The sequence below is a fragment of the Amycolatopsis pithecellobii genome, from assembly GCF_009707865.1.
GTDB lineage: Bacteria > Actinomycetota > Actinomycetes > Mycobacteriales > Pseudonocardiaceae > Amycolatopsis_E > Amycolatopsis_E pithecellobii.
Map to the genome: position 1 here is coordinate 184,634 of NZ_WMBA01000001.1, position 17,385 is coordinate 202,018.

General features: G+C 66.6%; 17 protein-coding genes. 8 read left to right on the forward strand and 9 right to left on the reverse strand.

Translation table 11 applies throughout. The features are described 5' to 3' along the window. Positions 1-5 precede the first annotated feature (5 nt). Positions 6-761 (reverse strand): IclR family transcriptional regulator, encoded by a 756-nt coding sequence (locus tag GKO32_RS00900; protein WP_166459309.1) that lies wholly within the window; start codon positions 759-761, stop codon positions 6-8. Between the two features lie 167 nt (positions 762-928). Between GKO32_RS00900 and GKO32_RS00905 the strand changes: the two genes are divergently transcribed. The 3 genes from GKO32_RS00905 to GKO32_RS00915 are packed head-to-tail and all read left to right on the forward strand — an operon-like array spanning position 929 to position 4,198. Then, a complete protein-coding gene (locus GKO32_RS00905; protein WP_154754798.1) occupies positions 929-2,071 on the forward strand; it encodes a cupin domain-containing protein in 1,143 nt (380 codons plus the stop codon). Then, complete coding sequence (locus GKO32_RS00910; protein WP_154754799.1) at positions 2,064-3,257, forward strand: FAD-dependent monooxygenase; 1,194 nt, start codon at positions 2,064-2,066, stop codon at positions 3,255-3,257. The genes GKO32_RS00905 and GKO32_RS00910 overlap by 8 nt, the downstream gene beginning before the upstream one ends. Continuing rightward, on the forward strand, positions 3,254-4,198 hold the full coding sequence (locus GKO32_RS00915) for an SMP-30/gluconolactonase/LRE family protein (RefSeq protein WP_154754800.1): 945 nt from the start codon (positions 3,254-3,256) through the stop codon (positions 4,196-4,198). Before GKO32_RS00910 ends, GKO32_RS00915 begins: the two co-directional genes overlap by 4 nt. A gap of 138 nt (positions 4,199-4,336) precedes the next feature. On the opposite strand, the gene GKO32_RS00920 is transcribed toward GKO32_RS00915, so the two are convergent. Then, the gene (locus GKO32_RS00920) at positions 4,337-5,896 is read right to left on the reverse strand and encodes a class I adenylate-forming enzyme family protein (RefSeq protein ID WP_154754801.1); all 1,560 of its coding nucleotides are present in this window, start codon (positions 5,894-5,896) and stop codon (positions 4,337-4,339) included. A 168-nt stretch (positions 5,897-6,064) separates the two neighbouring features. On the opposite strand from GKO32_RS00920, the gene GKO32_RS00925 reads away from it, so the two are divergent. The 4 genes from GKO32_RS00925 to GKO32_RS00940 are packed head-to-tail and all read left to right on the forward strand — an operon-like array spanning position 6,065 to position 10,630. Continuing rightward, entirely contained in the window at positions 6,065-7,897 is a 1,833-nt protein-coding gene (locus tag GKO32_RS00925) for a thiamine pyrophosphate-binding protein (RefSeq protein WP_166459310.1), read from the forward strand. Next, positions 7,894-8,679 (forward strand): enoyl-CoA hydratase/isomerase family protein, encoded by a 786-nt coding sequence (locus tag GKO32_RS00930; protein WP_154754803.1) that lies wholly within the window; start codon positions 7,894-7,896, stop codon positions 8,677-8,679. The genes GKO32_RS00925 and GKO32_RS00930 overlap by 4 nt, the downstream gene beginning before the upstream one ends. 44 nt (positions 8,680-8,723) lie before the next feature. Then, positions 8,724-9,875 (forward strand): acyl-CoA dehydrogenase family protein, encoded by a 1,152-nt coding sequence (locus GKO32_RS00935; protein WP_312867382.1) that lies wholly within the window; start codon positions 8,724-8,726, stop codon positions 9,873-9,875. Beyond that, positions 9,872-10,630, forward strand: a complete 759-nt coding sequence (locus tag GKO32_RS00940; RefSeq protein WP_154754804.1) for an SDR family NAD(P)-dependent oxidoreductase — start codon at positions 9,872-9,874, stop codon at positions 10,628-10,630. The genes GKO32_RS00935 and GKO32_RS00940 overlap by 4 nt, the downstream gene beginning before the upstream one ends. On the opposite strand, the gene GKO32_RS00945 is transcribed toward GKO32_RS00940, so the two are convergent. The 5 genes from GKO32_RS00945 to GKO32_RS00965 all read right to left on the reverse strand — a co-directional run bounded on the left by GKO32_RS00945 (position 10,584) and on the right by GKO32_RS00965 (position 14,167). Beyond that, positions 10,584-11,249: a TetR/AcrR family transcriptional regulator gene (locus tag GKO32_RS00945; RefSeq protein ID WP_166459311.1), complete on the reverse strand. Its 666-nt coding sequence runs from the start codon at positions 11,247-11,249 to the stop codon at positions 10,584-10,586. The genes GKO32_RS00940 and GKO32_RS00945 overlap by 47 nt on opposite strands. Positions 11,250-11,344: 95 nt before the next feature. Next, positions 11,345-12,499 (reverse strand): AMP-binding protein, encoded by a 1,155-nt coding sequence (locus GKO32_RS00950; protein WP_154754806.1) that lies wholly within the window; start codon positions 12,497-12,499, stop codon positions 11,345-11,347. A 33-nt stretch (positions 12,500-12,532) separates the two neighbouring features. Then, positions 12,533-12,922, reverse strand: coding sequence for an AMP-binding protein (locus GKO32_RS00955; protein WP_166459312.1), 390 nt, complete (start codon positions 12,920-12,922; stop codon positions 12,533-12,535). Between the two features lie 96 nt (positions 12,923-13,018). After that, positions 13,019-13,789 (reverse strand): helix-turn-helix transcriptional regulator, encoded by a 771-nt coding sequence (locus GKO32_RS00960; RefSeq protein ID WP_154754808.1) that lies wholly within the window; start codon positions 13,787-13,789, stop codon positions 13,019-13,021. Between the two features lie 6 nt (positions 13,790-13,795). Continuing rightward, the gene (locus tag GKO32_RS00965) at positions 13,796-14,167 is read right to left on the reverse strand and encodes a winged helix-turn-helix transcriptional regulator (RefSeq protein WP_154754809.1); all 372 of its coding nucleotides are present in this window, start codon (positions 14,165-14,167) and stop codon (positions 13,796-13,798) included. 72 nt (positions 14,168-14,239) lie between these two features. Here GKO32_RS00965 and GKO32_RS00970 point away from each other — a divergent pair, with 72 nt between their 5' ends. Beyond that, positions 14,240-15,166, forward strand: a complete 927-nt coding sequence (locus tag GKO32_RS00970) for an NADP-dependent oxidoreductase (protein WP_154754810.1) — start codon at positions 14,240-14,242, stop codon at positions 15,164-15,166. Between the two features lie 56 nt (positions 15,167-15,222). On the opposite strand, the gene GKO32_RS00975 is transcribed toward GKO32_RS00970, so the two are convergent. Both GKO32_RS00975 and GKO32_RS00980 read right to left on the reverse strand, forming a co-directional pair. Then, on the reverse strand, positions 15,223-16,704 hold the full coding sequence (locus GKO32_RS00975) for an aldehyde dehydrogenase (protein ID WP_154754811.1): 1,482 nt from the start codon (positions 16,702-16,704) through the stop codon (positions 15,223-15,225). Positions 16,705-16,748: 44 nt separating this feature from the next. Beyond that, complete coding sequence (locus GKO32_RS00980; RefSeq protein WP_154754812.1) at positions 16,749-17,345, reverse strand: flavodoxin family protein; 597 nt, start codon at positions 17,343-17,345, stop codon at positions 16,749-16,751. Between the last annotated feature and the right edge of the window lie 40 nt (positions 17,346-17,385).

Sequence of the window (17,385 nt, forward strand, 5' to 3'; positions counted from 1 at the left end):
GCCCGCTACGGCGCCGCCGGTTCCTTCCGGTTCCGCGTTGCCTCGATGATGCGCTGAACGGCGGCGCCCTGGGCTTCGACCGATTCCACGCGCGACGTCGGCGCGGCCACGGTGATCGCGGCCGGCGAGTTCGCCGGTCCGAACGTGACCGCGACGGCGGTGACGTCCGGCTCGCTCTCTTCCTGGTTCGTCGCGTAACCACGCTCGCGGATCACGTCGAGGGCCTTGAGTAACGCCGTCTTGGTGCCGATCGACCGCGACGTGAGCGTGGGCAGCTTTTCATCGGGGTAGAGGGCGTCGAACGCGTCCCGGCTCAGGGTGCTGAGCAATACCTTGCCGCCCGATACGCAGTGCGCGGGGAGTAGCTGCCCGGTGCGCGACCCGACCCGGAGGATCTGCGGAGACTCAAGGGAATCGAGGAACCGGACGTTCGTGCCCTCGAGCGTTACGAGCGAGATCGTTTCCCGCATTTCCTCCGCCAGCGCCGATAGATACGGCCGGGCGCGGCCACGGATATCGAGCATGTCGACCACGGCGAGACCGATCTCGGTGAGCTCGGGCCCGGGGGTGTAGGCACGCGTGACCGGCTCCTGGACGGCGAATCCGCGCTGGGTCAACGAAACCAGCAGCCGGTGGGCCGTGGACCGCGCGACGCCGAGCTGTGCGGCCACGTCGGCGACGCGCAGCACGTTCCGGGACTTGAACAGCAAAAGGATGCTCAACGCATTGTCGACCGAGCTGACCAGCCTCGTGTCGTTCATGGGCCCGTCCGACATTCACCCCGAGCTTTCCGTGAGGCATTCCCGATATAGCGCCAGGCACAACGATGTTACAGCCTCCGGTCACGACGAGCGCAGAAGTGTTCGCCTCTGCGGGACAGTGCTCCGCAGTCTTGACGGTGTTCCGCTATACATGACATAGTTCCGCTATGGCGAATCATAGGGAGATTCCTGCGCAGGTGCGTTTTCCGACCGCGACGGAGCTTGATGCCGAGGTGCCGGGGCAGGTCATCACCGAGATCGCCGACCTCTATACCGACCTCGACGCGCTGAACCTCCAGCCGCTGTGGACCCAGAACGCCCGCCTGCTTTCGAAGGTGCCCCGTCCGTCCGCCCTTCCGTGGTTATGGCGGCACGGCGACCTTCGGCGCATGGCGGAACGGAGCAAGGATCTGATCACGATCTCCCGTGGCGGCGATCGCCGGGTGCTGGCTCTGGCGAATCCCGGGCTGGGCGGAAAGCCGTTCGCCACACCGACTCTGTGGGCGGCGATCCAGTACCTCGGCGGCGGGGAGAGCGCACCGGGACATCGCCATTCGCCGGCCGCTATCCGGTTCGTGCTCGAAGGCTCCGGCACGATCACGACCGTGGACGGCGATGCGTGCGAGATGCGGTCCGGTGACCTGATCTTGACGCCGCCCTGGCAGTTCCACGACCACGCGAACGAGTCCGGCTCACCGATGATCTGGTTCGACGGGCTTGACCTTCCGATCGTCAGCCACCTGGACGCGATCTTCTTCGAGCTGTTCCCGGGTGCCGACATGCAGCCGGTTCGAGGACGGAATATCTCGGAGGGGATCTACGGCGGCCGGGCGACGGTGCCGCGCGTCGAGGGCTCCGCGACCGGGCCCTCATCGCCGCTGCTGGTCTACCGATACGAGGACACCGGGAAGAGCCTCGCCGCGCTGCTTGCCCATTCGGCGGGGCCGATGGTGTCGCTCGAGTACATCAATCCGGTCACCGGGGCAGGCGTACTTCCGACTATCGGGTGCTATGCGCACCGGATCGCCGCGCGGCGCCCTACCGTCCCCCGCCGCGAGGTCGGCAGCTCGGTATTCGTCGTCTACCGCGGTAGCGGAAAGTCGATCATCGACGGCGTCGAGTTCGCCTGGGGTGAAGGAGACGTTTTCGTGGTGCCTTCATGGGCCTGCGTCGAACACCACGCGAACGTCGAGAGCGACTTGTTCTCGATCACTGACCAGCCGGTGATCAAGGCCCTCGGCCTGTACCGAGAGGACTTCGAGGCTGCGCAAAAGGTCGTCGGCGTGTTCGAAGGCGGGAACGATGTCTAGTATCGCGCCGACGATCATTGTCGGAGGCGGTATCGGAGGGCTGGCGACCGCGTTGTCGCTGGCCTCTCACGGGCGCCAGGTGCATGTCCTGGAACGGGCTCCCGAGTTCGGTGAGCTCGGCGCCGGAATCCAGCTCGCGCCGAACGCGCTCCATGTGCTGAAGGCGTTGGGAGTACTGGACTCCATCCTCGCCGAGGCCGTACGGCCCGTCCGCGCGATGATGATGGACGCCCGCACCGGCGACCTCTTGGCGGAGATGGATTTCGGTGCGCATTTCCAGGAAACTTTCGGGGCGCCCTACATCGTCACTCATCGCAGTGACCTGCTGAACTCGCTGGTGAAGGCTTGCCGGGCAAGCGATCTGGTCACGCTGGAGAACTCCCGGCAGGTGATCCGCCTCGAGCAGCGCGGGGAAAACGTTCTGCTGACGTGTGACGACGGGGCTCGCTATTCGGCCGAGCTCGTGATCGGCGCCGATGGCCTGCGCTCGGTGTGCCGCGAGTACGTGCTGGGCGATGGCCCGCCGGTGTGCAGCGGTGACGTCGCTTACCGGGGCGCGATACCCATTGCCCGCGCGCGGAACGTGAGCGGCGAACCCACCATCAAGTGGTGGATCGGTCCGAACGTGCACCTCATCCAATACCCGGTCCGTGGCGGGCACCTGTTCAACCAGGTCGGCGTATTCACCAGCGACGCGTACCGGGATGGGGTGGATCCCGGTTCGACGGACTGGGGAACGCCGGAAGAACTCGACGAGCGCTTCAGCGACTTGGACGAGCGCGTGCGATCATCGGCCGCCCTCCTGAACCGGGATCGACGGTGGGCGCTGTTCGACCGCCGGCCGGCGCCGACCTGGACCAAGGGCCGGGTCAGCCTGATCGGCGACGCCGCGCACCCGATGCTCCAGTATCTGGCGCAAGGTGGCTGCCAGGCCCTGGAGGATGCGTTCACCCTGGGGGCCTGCTTCGCGGACAGCTCGGTGGAGGTGGCCGTTGCCTTGTCCCGCTACGAAAGTATTCGCCGGCCCCGAGCCGGCCTCGCCCAAACCTGGGCGCGCCGGGTAGGGGACATCGTGCACGGAGACGGCCTGGTCGCCATCCTGCGCGACGGACTGCTTCGCCGGCTCGACGCAAAAGACTTCCGGTACGTCGATTGGCTCTACCGAGCAGGAAAGGCACCACGATGACGATTACCCACAACGTGGCCTCCGATATGTCCGAGCTCGTCGACCCCGACGAGAAGATCGAGTGGCTCGGCTCGGGATACGGCGGCCACGACGACAACGGGACGTTCCTGGGCGTCGCGGAAGGCCCCGTCTGGATCCCCGAGAGCAACCACCTGGTCTTCACGGACAACGGGCGTGGCGTGCGGTACCGATGGTCCGAGTCCGAAGGGGTCGTCGTTCTCGACACCGATACGAACCAGGCCAACGGGCAGACCCGTGATCCACAGGGCCGGTTGATCTGGTGTGAGCACGCCGGACGCCGGGTGTGCCGCCGGGAATCGGATGGCAGCACGACCGTCGTCGCCGGCTCTTACCGGGGCCTGCGGCTGAATCGGCCCAACGATGTGGTCACCGATGCCGATGGCGGGATCTGGTTCACCGACCCGTTCACCTTCGGCGTCCAGTCCGAGGTCGACCTGGCCGGCGTTTACCGGGTGGCCCCGGACCTGAGTTCGATCAACCTGGTTCTGCGCGATTTCGCGATGCCCAACGGGCTGGTCTTTTCCCTCGACGAAACGGTTCTCTTCGTCAACGACACCGCCCGCATGCACATCCGCGCGTTCGAGATCGACCGGTGGGCGGCCGCCGGTGGCCGCCCGGATCTCGCGACGGACCGGGTGGTCGTGACGATGCGGGGCGACGCGCCGGGGGCACCGGACGGCATGAAGGTGGACGCCGCGGGGCGCCTGTGGTGCACCGGCCCCGGCGGAATCTGGGTGATCGACCCGGAATCGGGCTCGCATCTCGGCACGGTGCTCGTGCCCGGCCATTCGGTCACGAACTTCACCTTCGGCGGAGCCGATCTGAAGACGTTGTTCTTCACCACCTACACCGACTTCGGCCGCGTCCGGCTCCGGGTCCCGGGCGTCACCGTCCCGCGGTCCGTTCGGCGATCGTCATAGGTCCAGGACGAGACGCGGTCCGCGTCGGGCTCGTCTCCGGCCGCGGAGGAAGGCGCCGCCGGTGGCTGTCGTGCGTCCGTCGGGGACGGCGACGAAGGACATGTGCTCCACCCCGAGTTCAGGCGGTGTCCTACCCGGTCACTCGGTTTGTGCTGCGTTGCTTGCTTCACGGACGAGACGGCGCAAGATCTTGCCCGTTGAACTCTTCGGCAGCTCATCGACGAATCGCACCGAACGGGGAACTTTGAAGTCGGCCAGACCCGCTCTGCTGAACTCGATGAGGTCCTGCGGAGTGACGACTTGCCCAGGTTTGAGGGCCACAACCGCCTGGACGGTCTCGCCCCAATGTTCGTGCGCCAGCCCGATGACAGCGGCCTCCGCGACCGCCGGGTGGTCCAGCAGGACGGACTCCACCTCGGTCGGATAGACGTTCTCTCCACCGCTGATGATCATGTCGTGCTTGCGGTCGGTCAGAAAGAGGTAGCCGTCGCTGTCGAGATATCCCATGTCCCCGACGGCGCACCAGCCTGAGGCGTCGAATGCGGCGCGAGTGGCCTCGGGATTGTTCCAGTAGTGGTCGAGCAAAACTCCTTCGCCACGCGTCCAGATTTCGCCCGCCGTCCCGACCGGACACTCGCGGCCCTGATCGTCGCGAATGGACACCGCGCGTCCCATGGTCGGTCTCCCCACCGAGGCCTGCTTCTCGTCGGGATCACCCGGTCTCAGCGATGTGACCACGCCCGTTTCGGTGGCCCCATATCCTTCGTTGACCTTGACGTCGAGTACTCGCTCCGCCTCGCGTTTGAGGCTCAACGTGACCGGGGCCGAACCGACGAGAATGGTCGTCAGCGACGAGGTGTCGAGCGACGCCAGTTCGCCGGGGTCGATGGCGACCATCATGCGCAGCATCGTGGGCACTACGGACGTGTGCGTGATTCGCTCCGCGGCGACCACCCGCATGACCTCTCGGGGGTCGAATCCGCCCGATGGATGGATCACGTTCAGTGCGCCCGCCATCATCGCGGCGGTGGCGAACCACGTGCCGTTGGAGTGGAACATCGGCATCAGACTCAGGAACCGATCTCGCGGCTGACTGGGCGCTCCGTATTCGAGCATCAGAGCAAGAACGTGGCGGATCAGGGCGCGGTGACTGATGACCGCGCCTTTCGGGGCGCCTGTGGTCCCCGACGTGTAGCCGATGAAATAGGGATGTGCAGGGTCGATCTCGACTCTCAGACCTGCCTTGGGCGCGCCACCGTCGAGCCACTCTCCATATGGGGTTGCCCACCGTGGCGCCGCCGAGGGTCCGACCATGACGTAGCGGATATCGGGATCGACGATGCCCCGCACCTCGTCCATCGCGTCGGCGAATTCCTCGCCGAACACCACGACTCGCGATCCGGAATCGTTGACGACGTGGGCCAGTTCCCGGGCGACCGACCGGAAGTTCAGCGGAACCGCGACGACTCCCGCACGGGACATTCCGGCGTGGAGTTCGAGGATCTCGGGGCAGTTCCTGAGGAGAAACGCCGCACGGTCGCCCAACGCGACTCCGGCCGAGGTCAAGGCGCCGGCCACGGTGCCGGCGGTGGCGACCAGCTCCGCATAGGTGGCCTGTCGCGAACCGGACTTCCAGGCTGGTTCGGCTCCGTATTTGGTGCCCGACTGGTCCAGGTAGTCGTTGAGATTGAGCTGCACCGAGACCCCTTTGGCCCGAAGAACTTACTGACAGTCGCATCATTAATCGATGCCGACTATGCCCAGGCAGGGCATCGATGTCAAGAAAGGCCCCGTCCATCCAGGGCTGGACGATTTAGTGATAGTCGTGTCAGTATGTCAGCGCAGAGCGGCGGAAGGACGAAGACCATGTCGAGAAACCGGTGGCCCGCGGAACTGGTCGTGGAGGCCCTGCGGCGTGAGGGTGTTCGCGCGATGTTCGGGATCTTCGGTGGGCATATCGCGTCCATTCAGGACTTCGCGTACCGGGCCGGGATCGATGTCTTCCAGGTCCGGCACGAGCAGGCCGCGGTGCATGCGGCCGACGGGTATGCGCGCGTGACACGTGGCCCTGGGGTGTGTTTCGCGACGGCGGGGCCTGGCATGACGAACACCGTGACGGCGATGCATATGGCCTATGTGAACCGCACGCCCGTGGTGTTGCTGCTGGGTGGTCACAAGGTTCGGGAGGAGGGCCGGGCCACGATGCAGGAGGCCGACGCGCGTTCCGTGCTCGGTTCGGTCACCAAGTCGTTCCGCCGGGTCACGGTGCCGGAACAGGCTGATCTTTACGTGCGGATGGCGTTCAGGGAAGCGATGACTTTCCCTTATGGTCCGGTGGCGATCGAGTTCCCGAACGACCTGTTCAATGATCATCCGATTCCGCCCGAATCGAGGATCGGCTGGCCAGGTGCCGGTGTGCATTTGGGCCGGCCACCGGCGGTCGCGGGTGATCCGCAAGGAGTGGCGTCGGCATTCGAGGCACTGTCCGGGGCACAACGTCCACTGATCATCGCGGGGGACGGGGTGCACTGGGACGACGCGGGCGCCAGTTTGCGTGAGTTGATCGAGAAGCTCTCGGTGCCGCTTTCGATGCGACGGCACGGCCGGGGCGCCGTTCCCGAGGATCATCCGCTGGTGATCCCGGCGCCCGCCCGCAAGCGTGCGCTGGAAAAAGCGGATGTCGTCATGCTGCTGGGCATGCATCTGAGCTATCTGGAGGGTTTCGGGGACTGGAAAACCTCGGCCGAGTTCATTCAGGTCAGTCGCCATCCGTCCGACATCGCGGTGAACCTGCGGACCCTCGTCGAGATCACCGCCGACCAGGACACCTTCCTGCGCCAGCTGAACAGTCTCGCCGCCGGCCTGCCCGCCGGGCAGCCCCGTCCGTCCCAGGCCTGGTCGGAGGCCTGCCGAGCCGACGTGGCGCAGTGGCGCGCTCGACGTGCTGCCGACGTGGATGACCTCCTCGGTCGAGAGGTCATCCACCCCATCGCCTTCGCGAGCGAACTGTCCCGGCTGCTCCCCGGCGATGTGCCGGTCATTTTGGACTCGTTCACGGCGTCCGGGTTTCTCGCCGAGTTCTTGCAGCCCAAGGCATCCGGCCGGGTCATGGATGCCGGTCTGTCGGCGGCCTTCGGACACGGGGTCGGGATGGCGCTGGGCGCCTCGATGGCCTCGGACGCCGGCCCGGTCATCTCGGTGCTGGGGGACGGCGGGGTCGGGCTCGGCGGTGGCGATATCGAGACCGCTGTGCGGTACCAGTTGCCCGTTGTTTTCCTCGTCTCCAACAACAGCGCTTATGGCAGCGGAATGGAGGACTACGCCTATGGGGCCGACTATGCGATTCTCGGGCCCAAGGCGCGTGGAGGTTTCAACCTGACCGCCGACGTGCGGTACGACCGGATGTTCGCGGCACTGGGATGTCACACGGAGTTCGTGACGAAACTGGACGAGCTTGAGGGAGCTCTTGAGCGGTCTCTGCGGTCCGGTCTCACCTCGGTGGTCAATGTCGTCGTCGACCGGCATGCGCAGCCGGGTTTGTACGAGACCGTCCACGCGCGGGAGATGTTCTGGCACCTTCCTGCCGACGAGGTGATGGAGCCGGCCCGGCGCCGGCACCACGAGACGCTGTTTCCCCGCTACCACAACGGATTGACGCTGTCCGAAGCGCTCGACCCCACGGAGGGCTCCGGCTCATGACCGAGGTGAGCTACGAAACCCGATCGAGCGGCGCCTGGATCCGCATCAACCGCCCCGAGGCGATGAACGCGCTGAGCCGTGAGGTACTCGACGGCATCATGGCGGGTCTGGAGAAAGCACGCGAAGACGAAGCTGTGCGTGCGGTCGTGCTGACCGGTACCGGCAAGGCGTTCTGCGCCGGCGCCGACCTCAAGGAGGTCCTGTCGTTCCGCGGGGAGGAACTGGTGCGAGGGCATCGGGAGTTCCTGGCCCACGCCAACACGGTGTTCGACGCGGTCGAGATGTTCCCCAAGCCGGTCATTTCGGCCGTGAACGGTTTGGCCCTGGCCGGTGGCCTCGAACTCATCCTTTGCGGCGACCTGGTCATCGCATCGGAAACCGCCCGACTCGGCGACGCCCACGCCAACTACGGGATCCTCCCCGGCGGGGGAGGGTCGGTGAGGCTGCCACGCACGGTCGGGCCCACGATGGCCAACTACCTCTTCTTCACCGGCGAGTTCCTTCCCGCGTCCAGGCTCGTCGCGTGCGGGCTCGTCAACGAGGTTGTCCCGCCGGACAAGCTCGAAACCCGGGTGGCCGAGCTCGTCGAGGTGATCGCGACCAAGAGCCCGCTGGGGCTCGCTCGTCTCAAGCAGCTCGTCCGAGACGGGCTGGCACAGGAAGTACCCACCGGGGTGCGTCTGGAACTGCTGACGTCCGAGGCACACGCCCATTCTCATGACTTCGTTGAGGGCCTGACGGCGTTCAGCGAGGGCCGGTCACCGAAGTTTCTCGGACGCTGAACCCAGCACCCCGAACGACACGGCACAAGGAGCTGAAAAAAACCGTGGACGACGCCCAGTACGAGGCCTACCGCAAGAACGTTTTCGAGCGCATGTGGACCGAGCTCGCTCCGTTCGAGGAACGAATCGAGAACGAGGAGCAAATCCCGTACCAGGAAGTCAATCCCATCATCACGGATCTCGGGCTGTGGGGATTGATGGTTCCCGAGGAGTACGGGGGAGCCGGCCTCACCGTCGGTCAATATCTGCCGATCCTGTCGGAACTGGCCAAGATCCACGGCGGGCTCAGGGTCGTCGTGCACGTGCACAACTCCAATGCCCACGGTCTGAGCGTTCTGGGTTCCGGGGAACAGCGGCGCGCTGTGCTTCCCGGGGTCGCGGCCGGCACGATGTCCGTTGCTTTCGCGTTGACCGAGCCGGACTTCGGTACCGGAGCAGACCTGGGCAGCACCGCCGTCCGTGACGGCGACGAGTATGTCCTCAATGGACACAAGCACCTCATCTCCAACTCCGACTTCGCAACCCACTTCATCTATTTCGCCAAGACCGACCCGAACGCCGGCGAGCTGGGTGTCAGTGCGTTCTTGGTCGAACGCGGCACACCCGGTTTCGCCATCGAGCCGCTGCCCGAGACGATGGGCTGCAAGGGAGGCGAACACGGCCGGATCACCGCTACCGACGTCCGAGTCCCCGCGCAGAACCTCCTGGGCCAGGAGGGACAAGGAGTAGCGCAGCTGGAGGAGACGCTCGAGCTGAGCCGCGTGCTGGTGGCCGCGTCCTCGCTGGGTACTGCCGAGCGAGCCCTCGAACTGGCGGTGCAACACTCCCGCACCCGGGTCACGTTCGGCAAGCCCCTGGCTGAACGTCAAGCGGTCCAGCGCTACATCGCCGAGATGGCGCAAGATGTGTACGCGCTCAAACTGATGCTTCGTGACTGCGCCGAGAAGTGGGATGCCGGCCGGCGCATACCAGCGGAGGCGTCGATGACGAAGAATTTCGGCCTCGAAGCCGTGGGCCGGGTGACCGACCGCGCCCTGCTGACCTTCGGCGGGATCGGCTACACCCGGGCACACAGCATCGAGCGGCTCTACCGGGACGCACGCCTCAACTGGCTCGAGGAAGGGACGCCGACGATCCAGAACATGGTCGTCGCACGGGCCTTCGTCGACGGACACACGCTCAGCGACGCCCGATGACCGGATCGTGCGAGGGAAAGGTCGCCGTCGTTCTCGGTGGCACCAGGGGGATCGGGCTGCACACGGCGCTGGCGCTGGCCGAAGCGGGAGCGATCGTCGTGCCGACCGGGCGCACGGAGCGCTCCGTATCCCAGGCCGCGAGGGTGATCGCCGAGGTGGGCGGCGACGTGACGCCATTGGCTTTCGACGTCGCCGATCCCGCGGCGAGCGAGGATGCGATGGCACGCGTCGAGCGGCAGCACGGTTCGGTGGACGTCCTCGTGGCGAACGCGGGGATCAACACCTATCTCGGCCGCCCGGAGCACCTGGAAACCGACGTGTGGGACGCGATCAACGCGGTCAACAGCCGCGGCGTGTTCTTCGCGGTGAAGGCCGCTGCGCGCCGCATGTTGCCGGCGCGCAGCGGCAGCATCGTGATGGTCTCCTCGGTCACGGCGTCGGTGGGGTCGAAGCGCGGGATTCCTTACACCGCAACGAAGGGCGCTTTGGAGGCGATGACCAGGACACTCGCGATCGAATGGGCCGATCGCGGTGTGCGGGTGAACGCGGTGGCCCCCGGCTATATCGACACCGATCTGACCGAGGGCCTGCGCAACAACCAGGGCCTGTGGGAGGAATACGTTCGTAAGATCCCGGCCGGACGGTTCGGCAAGCCCGAGGAGGTGGCGCCGCTCATCGCGTTCCTCGCCTCCGACGCGGCCTCCTACATCACCGGTCAGGTTTTTGCCGTCGACGGCGGTTTGCAGGCCTCGTAGGCTTCACGCCGTCCTCGGCTGCGGCCGTCACCTCGGTATATCCGAGCGTGCGTGACCAGATGGACGAAATCTCGTCCGCCAATTCGCCGGTCGTCCAGCTTTGGCTTTCCTGGTAGGCGGCTCGGGTGCTGTCGGACAGCATGGCGGCGAAGACGTGCGCGAGGATTTCCGGGTCAAGACTGGGCAACAGCCCGGGGGCTTCGGTGGACAGCATCGCGCGCACTATGCCGCCGGAGAGTTGCTCGAACCACTGGTCGCTCATCTTCTTGAAAGCCGGCTCAAGGCTGCTGCGCTGATCAAGGAGCAGCCACAGATCACGATTCTCGCCGAACTCTTCGACGAAGCGGTGAACGGACTTGCGTACGCTCAACTCGGGTTCGTCCCACCGCCACAGCGTCCTCGAATCGACCGCCAACCCGGCCATCGCGTCCTCGAGCAAAGCCTGAAGCGCGGCCTCTTTGTTGGTGAAATGCAGGTAGAACGAACCGTGTGCGCGGCCGGCACGTTTGACGATGTCAGCCACGGTGGCGTTGGCGTAGCCGTTCTCGGCGAACACCTGCCTGGCCGCGGAGAGCAACCGTCGCCGCGTCTCGGCGTTGCGCTCCTTCTGCGTGGCCACGACTGTGATGGTAGCTGCTGCCGGATACGGACGGGCCGTCGAGCAGTCGATCAGCCGGGATGGCCGTGCGTTCCACGCCCGGACCTTTCGCCGGATCAGTGGACATTGCGCGCCGAGTCGCCCCAATACGGTGCGCGTAACGCCTTCTTGTCGACCTTTCCGACCACCGTCTGGGGAAGCGAGTCCACGACCACGATGTCCTTGGGCACATACATCGAGCCCTTGACCTGCTTCACGAAGGACTGGACCGCATGGACGTCGACGTGCTGCCCGGGGCGCGCGACCACGAACGCGGTCACCTTTTCGCCCCATTTCTCGTCGGGCACACCGATGGCCGCCGCCGAGCCGACCGCAGGGTGCCCGGTCAGTGCGGCCTCGACTTCGCTCGCGTAGATGTTGAAGCCCCCGGAGATGATCATGTCCTTTTTGCGGTCCACGATGTACAGGAGGCCTTCGTCGTCCTGACGGGCCAAGTCTTCCGTGTGCAACCAACCGCCTTTGAGCGCTGCTTCGGTCTCCTCGGGAAGGTTCCGGTAGCCGAGCATGACGCCGCGGTTCCGCATGGCGATCTCGCCCACCTCGCCCACGGGAACGTCATGACCGTCGTCGTCGATCAGCCTGATGCGGTTCCCCACCACGGGGCGGCCACAGGAGGCAAGCTGCTCCAGGCTCGCGGTCTCGTGTGCGGCCTTGGGCAGGACCGTCCCGATGCCGGTCGACTCCGTTTGCCCATATATCTGGGAAAAAACCGGACCTATCCGTTCACGGGCCTCGGCAAGGCGCACCGGGGACATCGGCCCGGTGGCGTACCAGATCACCTCGAGACTCGACAGGTCTCTCGTCTCCGGACGCTCATGGTCCAGCACCGTGTAGATCATCGTCGGCAGGCCGCTGATGCAGTTGATGCGCTCCGCTTCGATGACGTCGAGGAACCGGCTGGGGTCGAAGCCCTGCTCGATCACGACGGTGCCGCCACGAAGAAGCGCCGGGATGACACCGAGCCCGGTGGCATGGGTCAGCGGAGCCGAGGCCAGATACCGCGGCAGGTGCGGCAGTTCGAAGTCGGCCATGTGCGCAGAAACCATCTGCACCATCGACCGATGAGGCTGCATCACGCCCTTGGGTCTCCCGGTCGTCCCGCCGGTGTACTGCAGCCAGGCGACGTCGAGTTCGGTGGCCGGACCGGCATCAAGCGGCCGAACTCCGTGGGACTCGCCCTCCGGCAGACCACCTGCAGCCGGGATCACCATCAGGTGTCGCAGCGAGCCGACCTCGGCGAGGACCTAGCGGCCGTGCTCCTCCAGGGGCGCGGTCACCACCAATACCGAAGCCTGCGCATCCGCACAGACGACGATGTGGTCTTCGACCGAGGCCAGGGCCTGAAGGCCGGTGAAGCGCCCGCCCAAAAGGTACGTCGCAGCCTGGACAATCCATGACTCGGGCATGTTCGGACTGAGCATCGTGACACCCACGCCGAGCCCCACCCCTCGACGGGCCAGCGCGGTCCGGTACTGCGAGACGAGATCCCTGACTTGGGCGTAAGTCAGTCGCCGATCGCCGGCGACGAACGCTTCGGACGCGCTGTGCCGGGTGAGTGCCTGGACGATCAGGTCGCCCAGCGTCACCCCGGAGGAGGCCGTTGCGGCAGTTGCCGAACCGGAAGCGCTCTGCACGTTGACGGGATGAGACATCCCTCAACAATCGGTGTTACCCGAAGGACGTGCCACCGATGTTCCGCCAAGAATTACGGGTAACCCGCCACGCTGATTTCAGTCGTGAGTAGCGCGCGTTGTAGCGCGATAGCGACCCGGTGTCTGGCCGACGAGCTCGGTGAAGGCTTCGATGAAACTGCTGGGATTCGCCCAGCCCAGTCGCACCGCCGTGTCGGTGACCGAGGCGCCTTCGCAGAGTTCGAGTAGTGCCCGCTGAATACGCAGCAATGTGCGCCACTGATGAAAGCTCATCGACAGTTCGCTGCTGAACAGACGGCTGAGAGTTCGTTCGCTCGAACCGGTTCTGCGCCCGAGCTCCGCCAATGTCGCCGGGGTGGCCGGATCGGCGTGCAGCAGGTCGGTCACGGCCTTGAGGCGAGTGTCGCCCGGCTCCGGGAGTCGCAGCGATTCCTGCGGGGCGCGAGCGAGTTCCGCGATGACGACCTCGAGGAGCAGCCGGCCGCGGGGACTCTCGGCCGGTTCGCCGATCATCGCCAGGTAGGCCTCGCGGATCAGCGCGCTGGCCACGAACACCGAGGGCTCCGTCGGCAGTTGCCCGGCCAGTTCCGCCGGAACCCCGAGCACCCGGACATCGGTCTCGCCGTACGCGCGACTGCTGTGCACGTAAAAGGGCGGCACCCAGGTGATGCGGTTCGCCGGCGCCACCCAGGTGCCGACCCGGGTCGCGGTGACCAGTGCGCCGGAGGCGGCGTATCTGAGCTGGCCGAAGTCATGGAAGTGCGCGGCGATGTCCTCGCCGTGCGCCAGGGGCTCGCAGACCGGCGAATCGTCGGTCCAGAACACCGGCTCGCGGATGAGTTCGGTCATCGGCAGTCACTCTCGCCCGCGTTCGCTGGGGGCCGAGGCATCGAGGACCGCTTCGCCGTTCTCCCTTGCCCATTCCGTCAGCACGTGGATCGGATCGATCAGCGAGGCCCCGAGCGGGGTGAGTTCGTACTCGACGCGGGGCGGCGCCTCGGCGTAGGCGTGCCGGCGGACAAGCCCGTGCGACTCGAGCCGCCGGAGTGTCTGGGTGAGCACCTTGCGGGAGATATCGCCGATCAACTCGGCCAGTTCGCCATGGCGTACCGGGCCCTTGCTCAAGCCGGAGAGCACGACCGCCGTCCACTTATCGGCGATCAGTTCGACCGTCAGACGGCCCGGGCAGTCGGCGAGAAAGAAGTCGCCGGAACCGAACTCGCTCATGGCACCAAAGGGTACCTGCTGGTTCCTATCGGAAACCTAGCCTCGTTCTCACAACCCGAAATCAGGAGAGTCATGCGAGCCATCACCCAGCACAGTTTCGGGGGCCCGGAGGTCCTCACCATCGTGGACGCGCCGGAGCCCCGGCCCCTGCCGACCGAGGTCGTCGTCCGCGTCAAGGCGATCGGGCTGAACCCACTGGAACCACGCCTGCGCGAGGGCGAATTCCCGCTGCTCGGCCAGCCGCCGTTCATCCTGGGCTGGGACATCAGCGGCGTGATCGAAGAGGCGTTTACCTGGCGGTTCCGGCCCGGCGACGAAGTGTTCGGAATGCCCCTGTTCCCCCGGGTGGCCAATGGGTATGCCGAGTTGGTGGCAGCGCCGGCATTGCATCTGGCACGCAAACCGGCGTCGCTTTCCCATGTCGAGGCGTCGGCGTTGCCGGTGGTCGGGCTGACGGCGTGGCAGGGCCTGGTCGACCTCGCCGGCGTGACCGAGGGCGACCGTGTCCTGGTGCATGGCGGTGGCGGTGGGGTCGGCCACGTCGCGATCCAGATCGCGAAAGCGCTCGGCGCGCACGTGGTCACCACTGCCAGCGGGAGCAAGCGGGAGTTCGTCGAGAAGCTCGGCGCCGACGAGGTGATCGACTACACGGCGGTCGACTTCACCGAGGCGGTCGGCGATATCGACGTCGTGCTCGACACGCTCGGCGGCGACACCGTCGAACGTTCGCTCGGTGTGCTGCGCCCAGGGGGGCACCTCGTGACGGCGGTCGCCGAGGACGACAAGGAACTCATCGCGAAGTTCGAGGCGGCAGGCCGGCAATTCAGCGGCATCGCGGTCGACCCCGATCCGGTCGGCCTGCACCGCCTCGTCGAGCTCGTCGAACAGGGCAAGCTTCGCGTCCATGTGCAGGAAACGTTCCCGTTCGAGCGCATCGCCGACGCACACCGGCTGATGGAGCGCGGTCACCTCCAGGGCAAGCTCGTCCTCACAGTCTGATGTTTGCGGCGCGCCGGGGGATCAGGTGATCCCCCGGCTCCTCTGTGGGGCCGCCGCTATTCGGCGATGGGGTAGTGCGGAGCCTGGGGGCCTTCGATGGTGACCCATTGGATCTCGGTGAACTCGGCGAGTCCGGCGTGGCCTCCGGAGCGGCCGTAGCCGCTGTTCTTCAGGCCGCCGAACGGCGCTTGGGGCTCGTCGTCGAGGGTTACGCCGTTGATGTGGCACATCCCGGCGTGGACGCGTTTGGCCACATCGAGAGCGAGGGCGACATCGCGGCTGAAGACTGCCGAGCTGAGGCCGTAGTCGTTGTCGTTGGCCACGCGCAGAGCCTCCTCCGGCCCGTCCACGGGCACGATGGTGACCATGGGGCCGAACGATTCCTCGCGGTAGACACGCATATGTGAGGTGACGTCGGCGAGCACGGTCGGGACGAAGCACGGACCGTCGGCCTTGCCGCCGGCCAGAACCCGCGCTCCGTGCGTGCGGGCGTCCTCGGTCAGCTCGGTGAGCCGCCGCAGCGACGCGGCGTTGACCACCGGGCCCAATACGGTGCCGGGGTCGCGCGGGTCACCGTAGGCGATGCCGGCGGCGACCTTCGCGAGGCGCTGCGCGAACTCCTCGGCGACCGCCCTGTCCACCACCACTCGCTCCGTCGACAGGCAGCCCTGGCCGGAGTTGGCGAAGGCCCCGAAGGCCACCGCGCTGACCGCGTGCTCGAGCTCGGCGTCGGCCAGGATGATCACGGGTGCCTTGCCGCCGAGTTCCAGGACGGCCTGCTTCATGTGCGAGGCGGATTTCTCCCCGATGATCCGTCCGATCCGGGTCGATCCGGTGAAGTGCACCCGCCGCACCGCGGGGTGGGCGATCAGCGTGTCCACGACCTCGGGCGCGTTCTCCGGCGCGTTGGTCACCAGGTTGAGCACCCCTTCAGGCAACCCGGCCTCGGCGAAGCACGCGGCCACGAGGCCATGGGTGCGGGGCGTCTGCTCGGAGGCTTTCATCACGACCGTGTTCCCAAGGGCAAGGGCGGCCGGGACCGAGCTACCGACCAGAAGTGCGGGAGCGTTCCAGGGGACGATGCTCGCGACCACGCCGACCGGCCGGCGGATTGTCAACGAGGTCCGGCCGGGGTTGTCGGACGGGATTACCTCGCCGGTGAGTCCCTCGTAGATCGCGGTGGCGGCATAGCGCAGCTTCCGTGCGAGCAGGCGCGCGTTGTGCGCACCCCAAGCCGCGGGGCCGCCCATCTCGGCCGTGGTCCACTCCGCCAGCTCCCCGATCCTGCCCTCCACGGCGTCCGCCGCGGCGAGCAGGTACCGGCCGCGTTCGGCGGGCAGGAGCGCCGACCACATCGGGAAAGCGGCGCCGGCGGCATCCACCGCGCGCACGACATCGGCCGGCGTGGCGGCGGCCGCCCGTGAGGCGACCGCGCCGGTGAAGGGATCCCGGGTTTCGTAGGTTGCGCCGTCCTCGGCGTCTTGCCACGCGCCGGCGATCAGCAGGCGCTGTTCGGTGGTGTGGGTCGGGGTGCTCATTCGGTATCTCCAGGCTGGTGATGGTGTGTGGTCTTCGACGTTGGTCAAGCCACGATGGCGGCGCGGCCCGCCTGGTGGATGTGGGTGAGTTCCGCGACGCGACCGCCGAGGTGGCGCGCGGTGCTCAGGTCGGCGTCGTGCACCGCGGGAATGTCGTTGAAGCTCTGCGCTCCGGCGCCCAGGTAGAAGCCGAGCCGGTTGTCGTCGTCGATGCTCGCGGTGGTGGTGTTCCAGCCGGGCATGAGGCCGAGGCTGACCCACAGCATTCCGTGCTGGGCGGCGAGCAATGACAGGTACTGCAAGGTGTGCATCTTGTCGCCGCTCATGGAGCCCGAGTTGGTGAACCCGGCCGCGAGCTTGTCACGCCAGGTCTGGTCCATCCAGCGTTTGCTGGTGGCCTGGGCGAACACGTGGAAGGCGCCGGCCGCGGTGCCCATGTAGGTGGGCGAGCCGAAGATGATCGCGTCGGCCCGGTCGAGCAGGTCCCACTCGGCGTCGGCCATGGCCTCGACGTCGACGCTGGCGACCCTGGTTCCCGCGACGGAGCGCGCGCCCTTGGCGACGGCGTCGGCGAGCTGGCTCGTATGGCCGTATCCGGAGAAGTAAGCGATGACGATCGAGACGGAAGGCGCGGTGGTCATAGGGACTCCTTGGCGAGTATCGATGATACGAGAATTACAG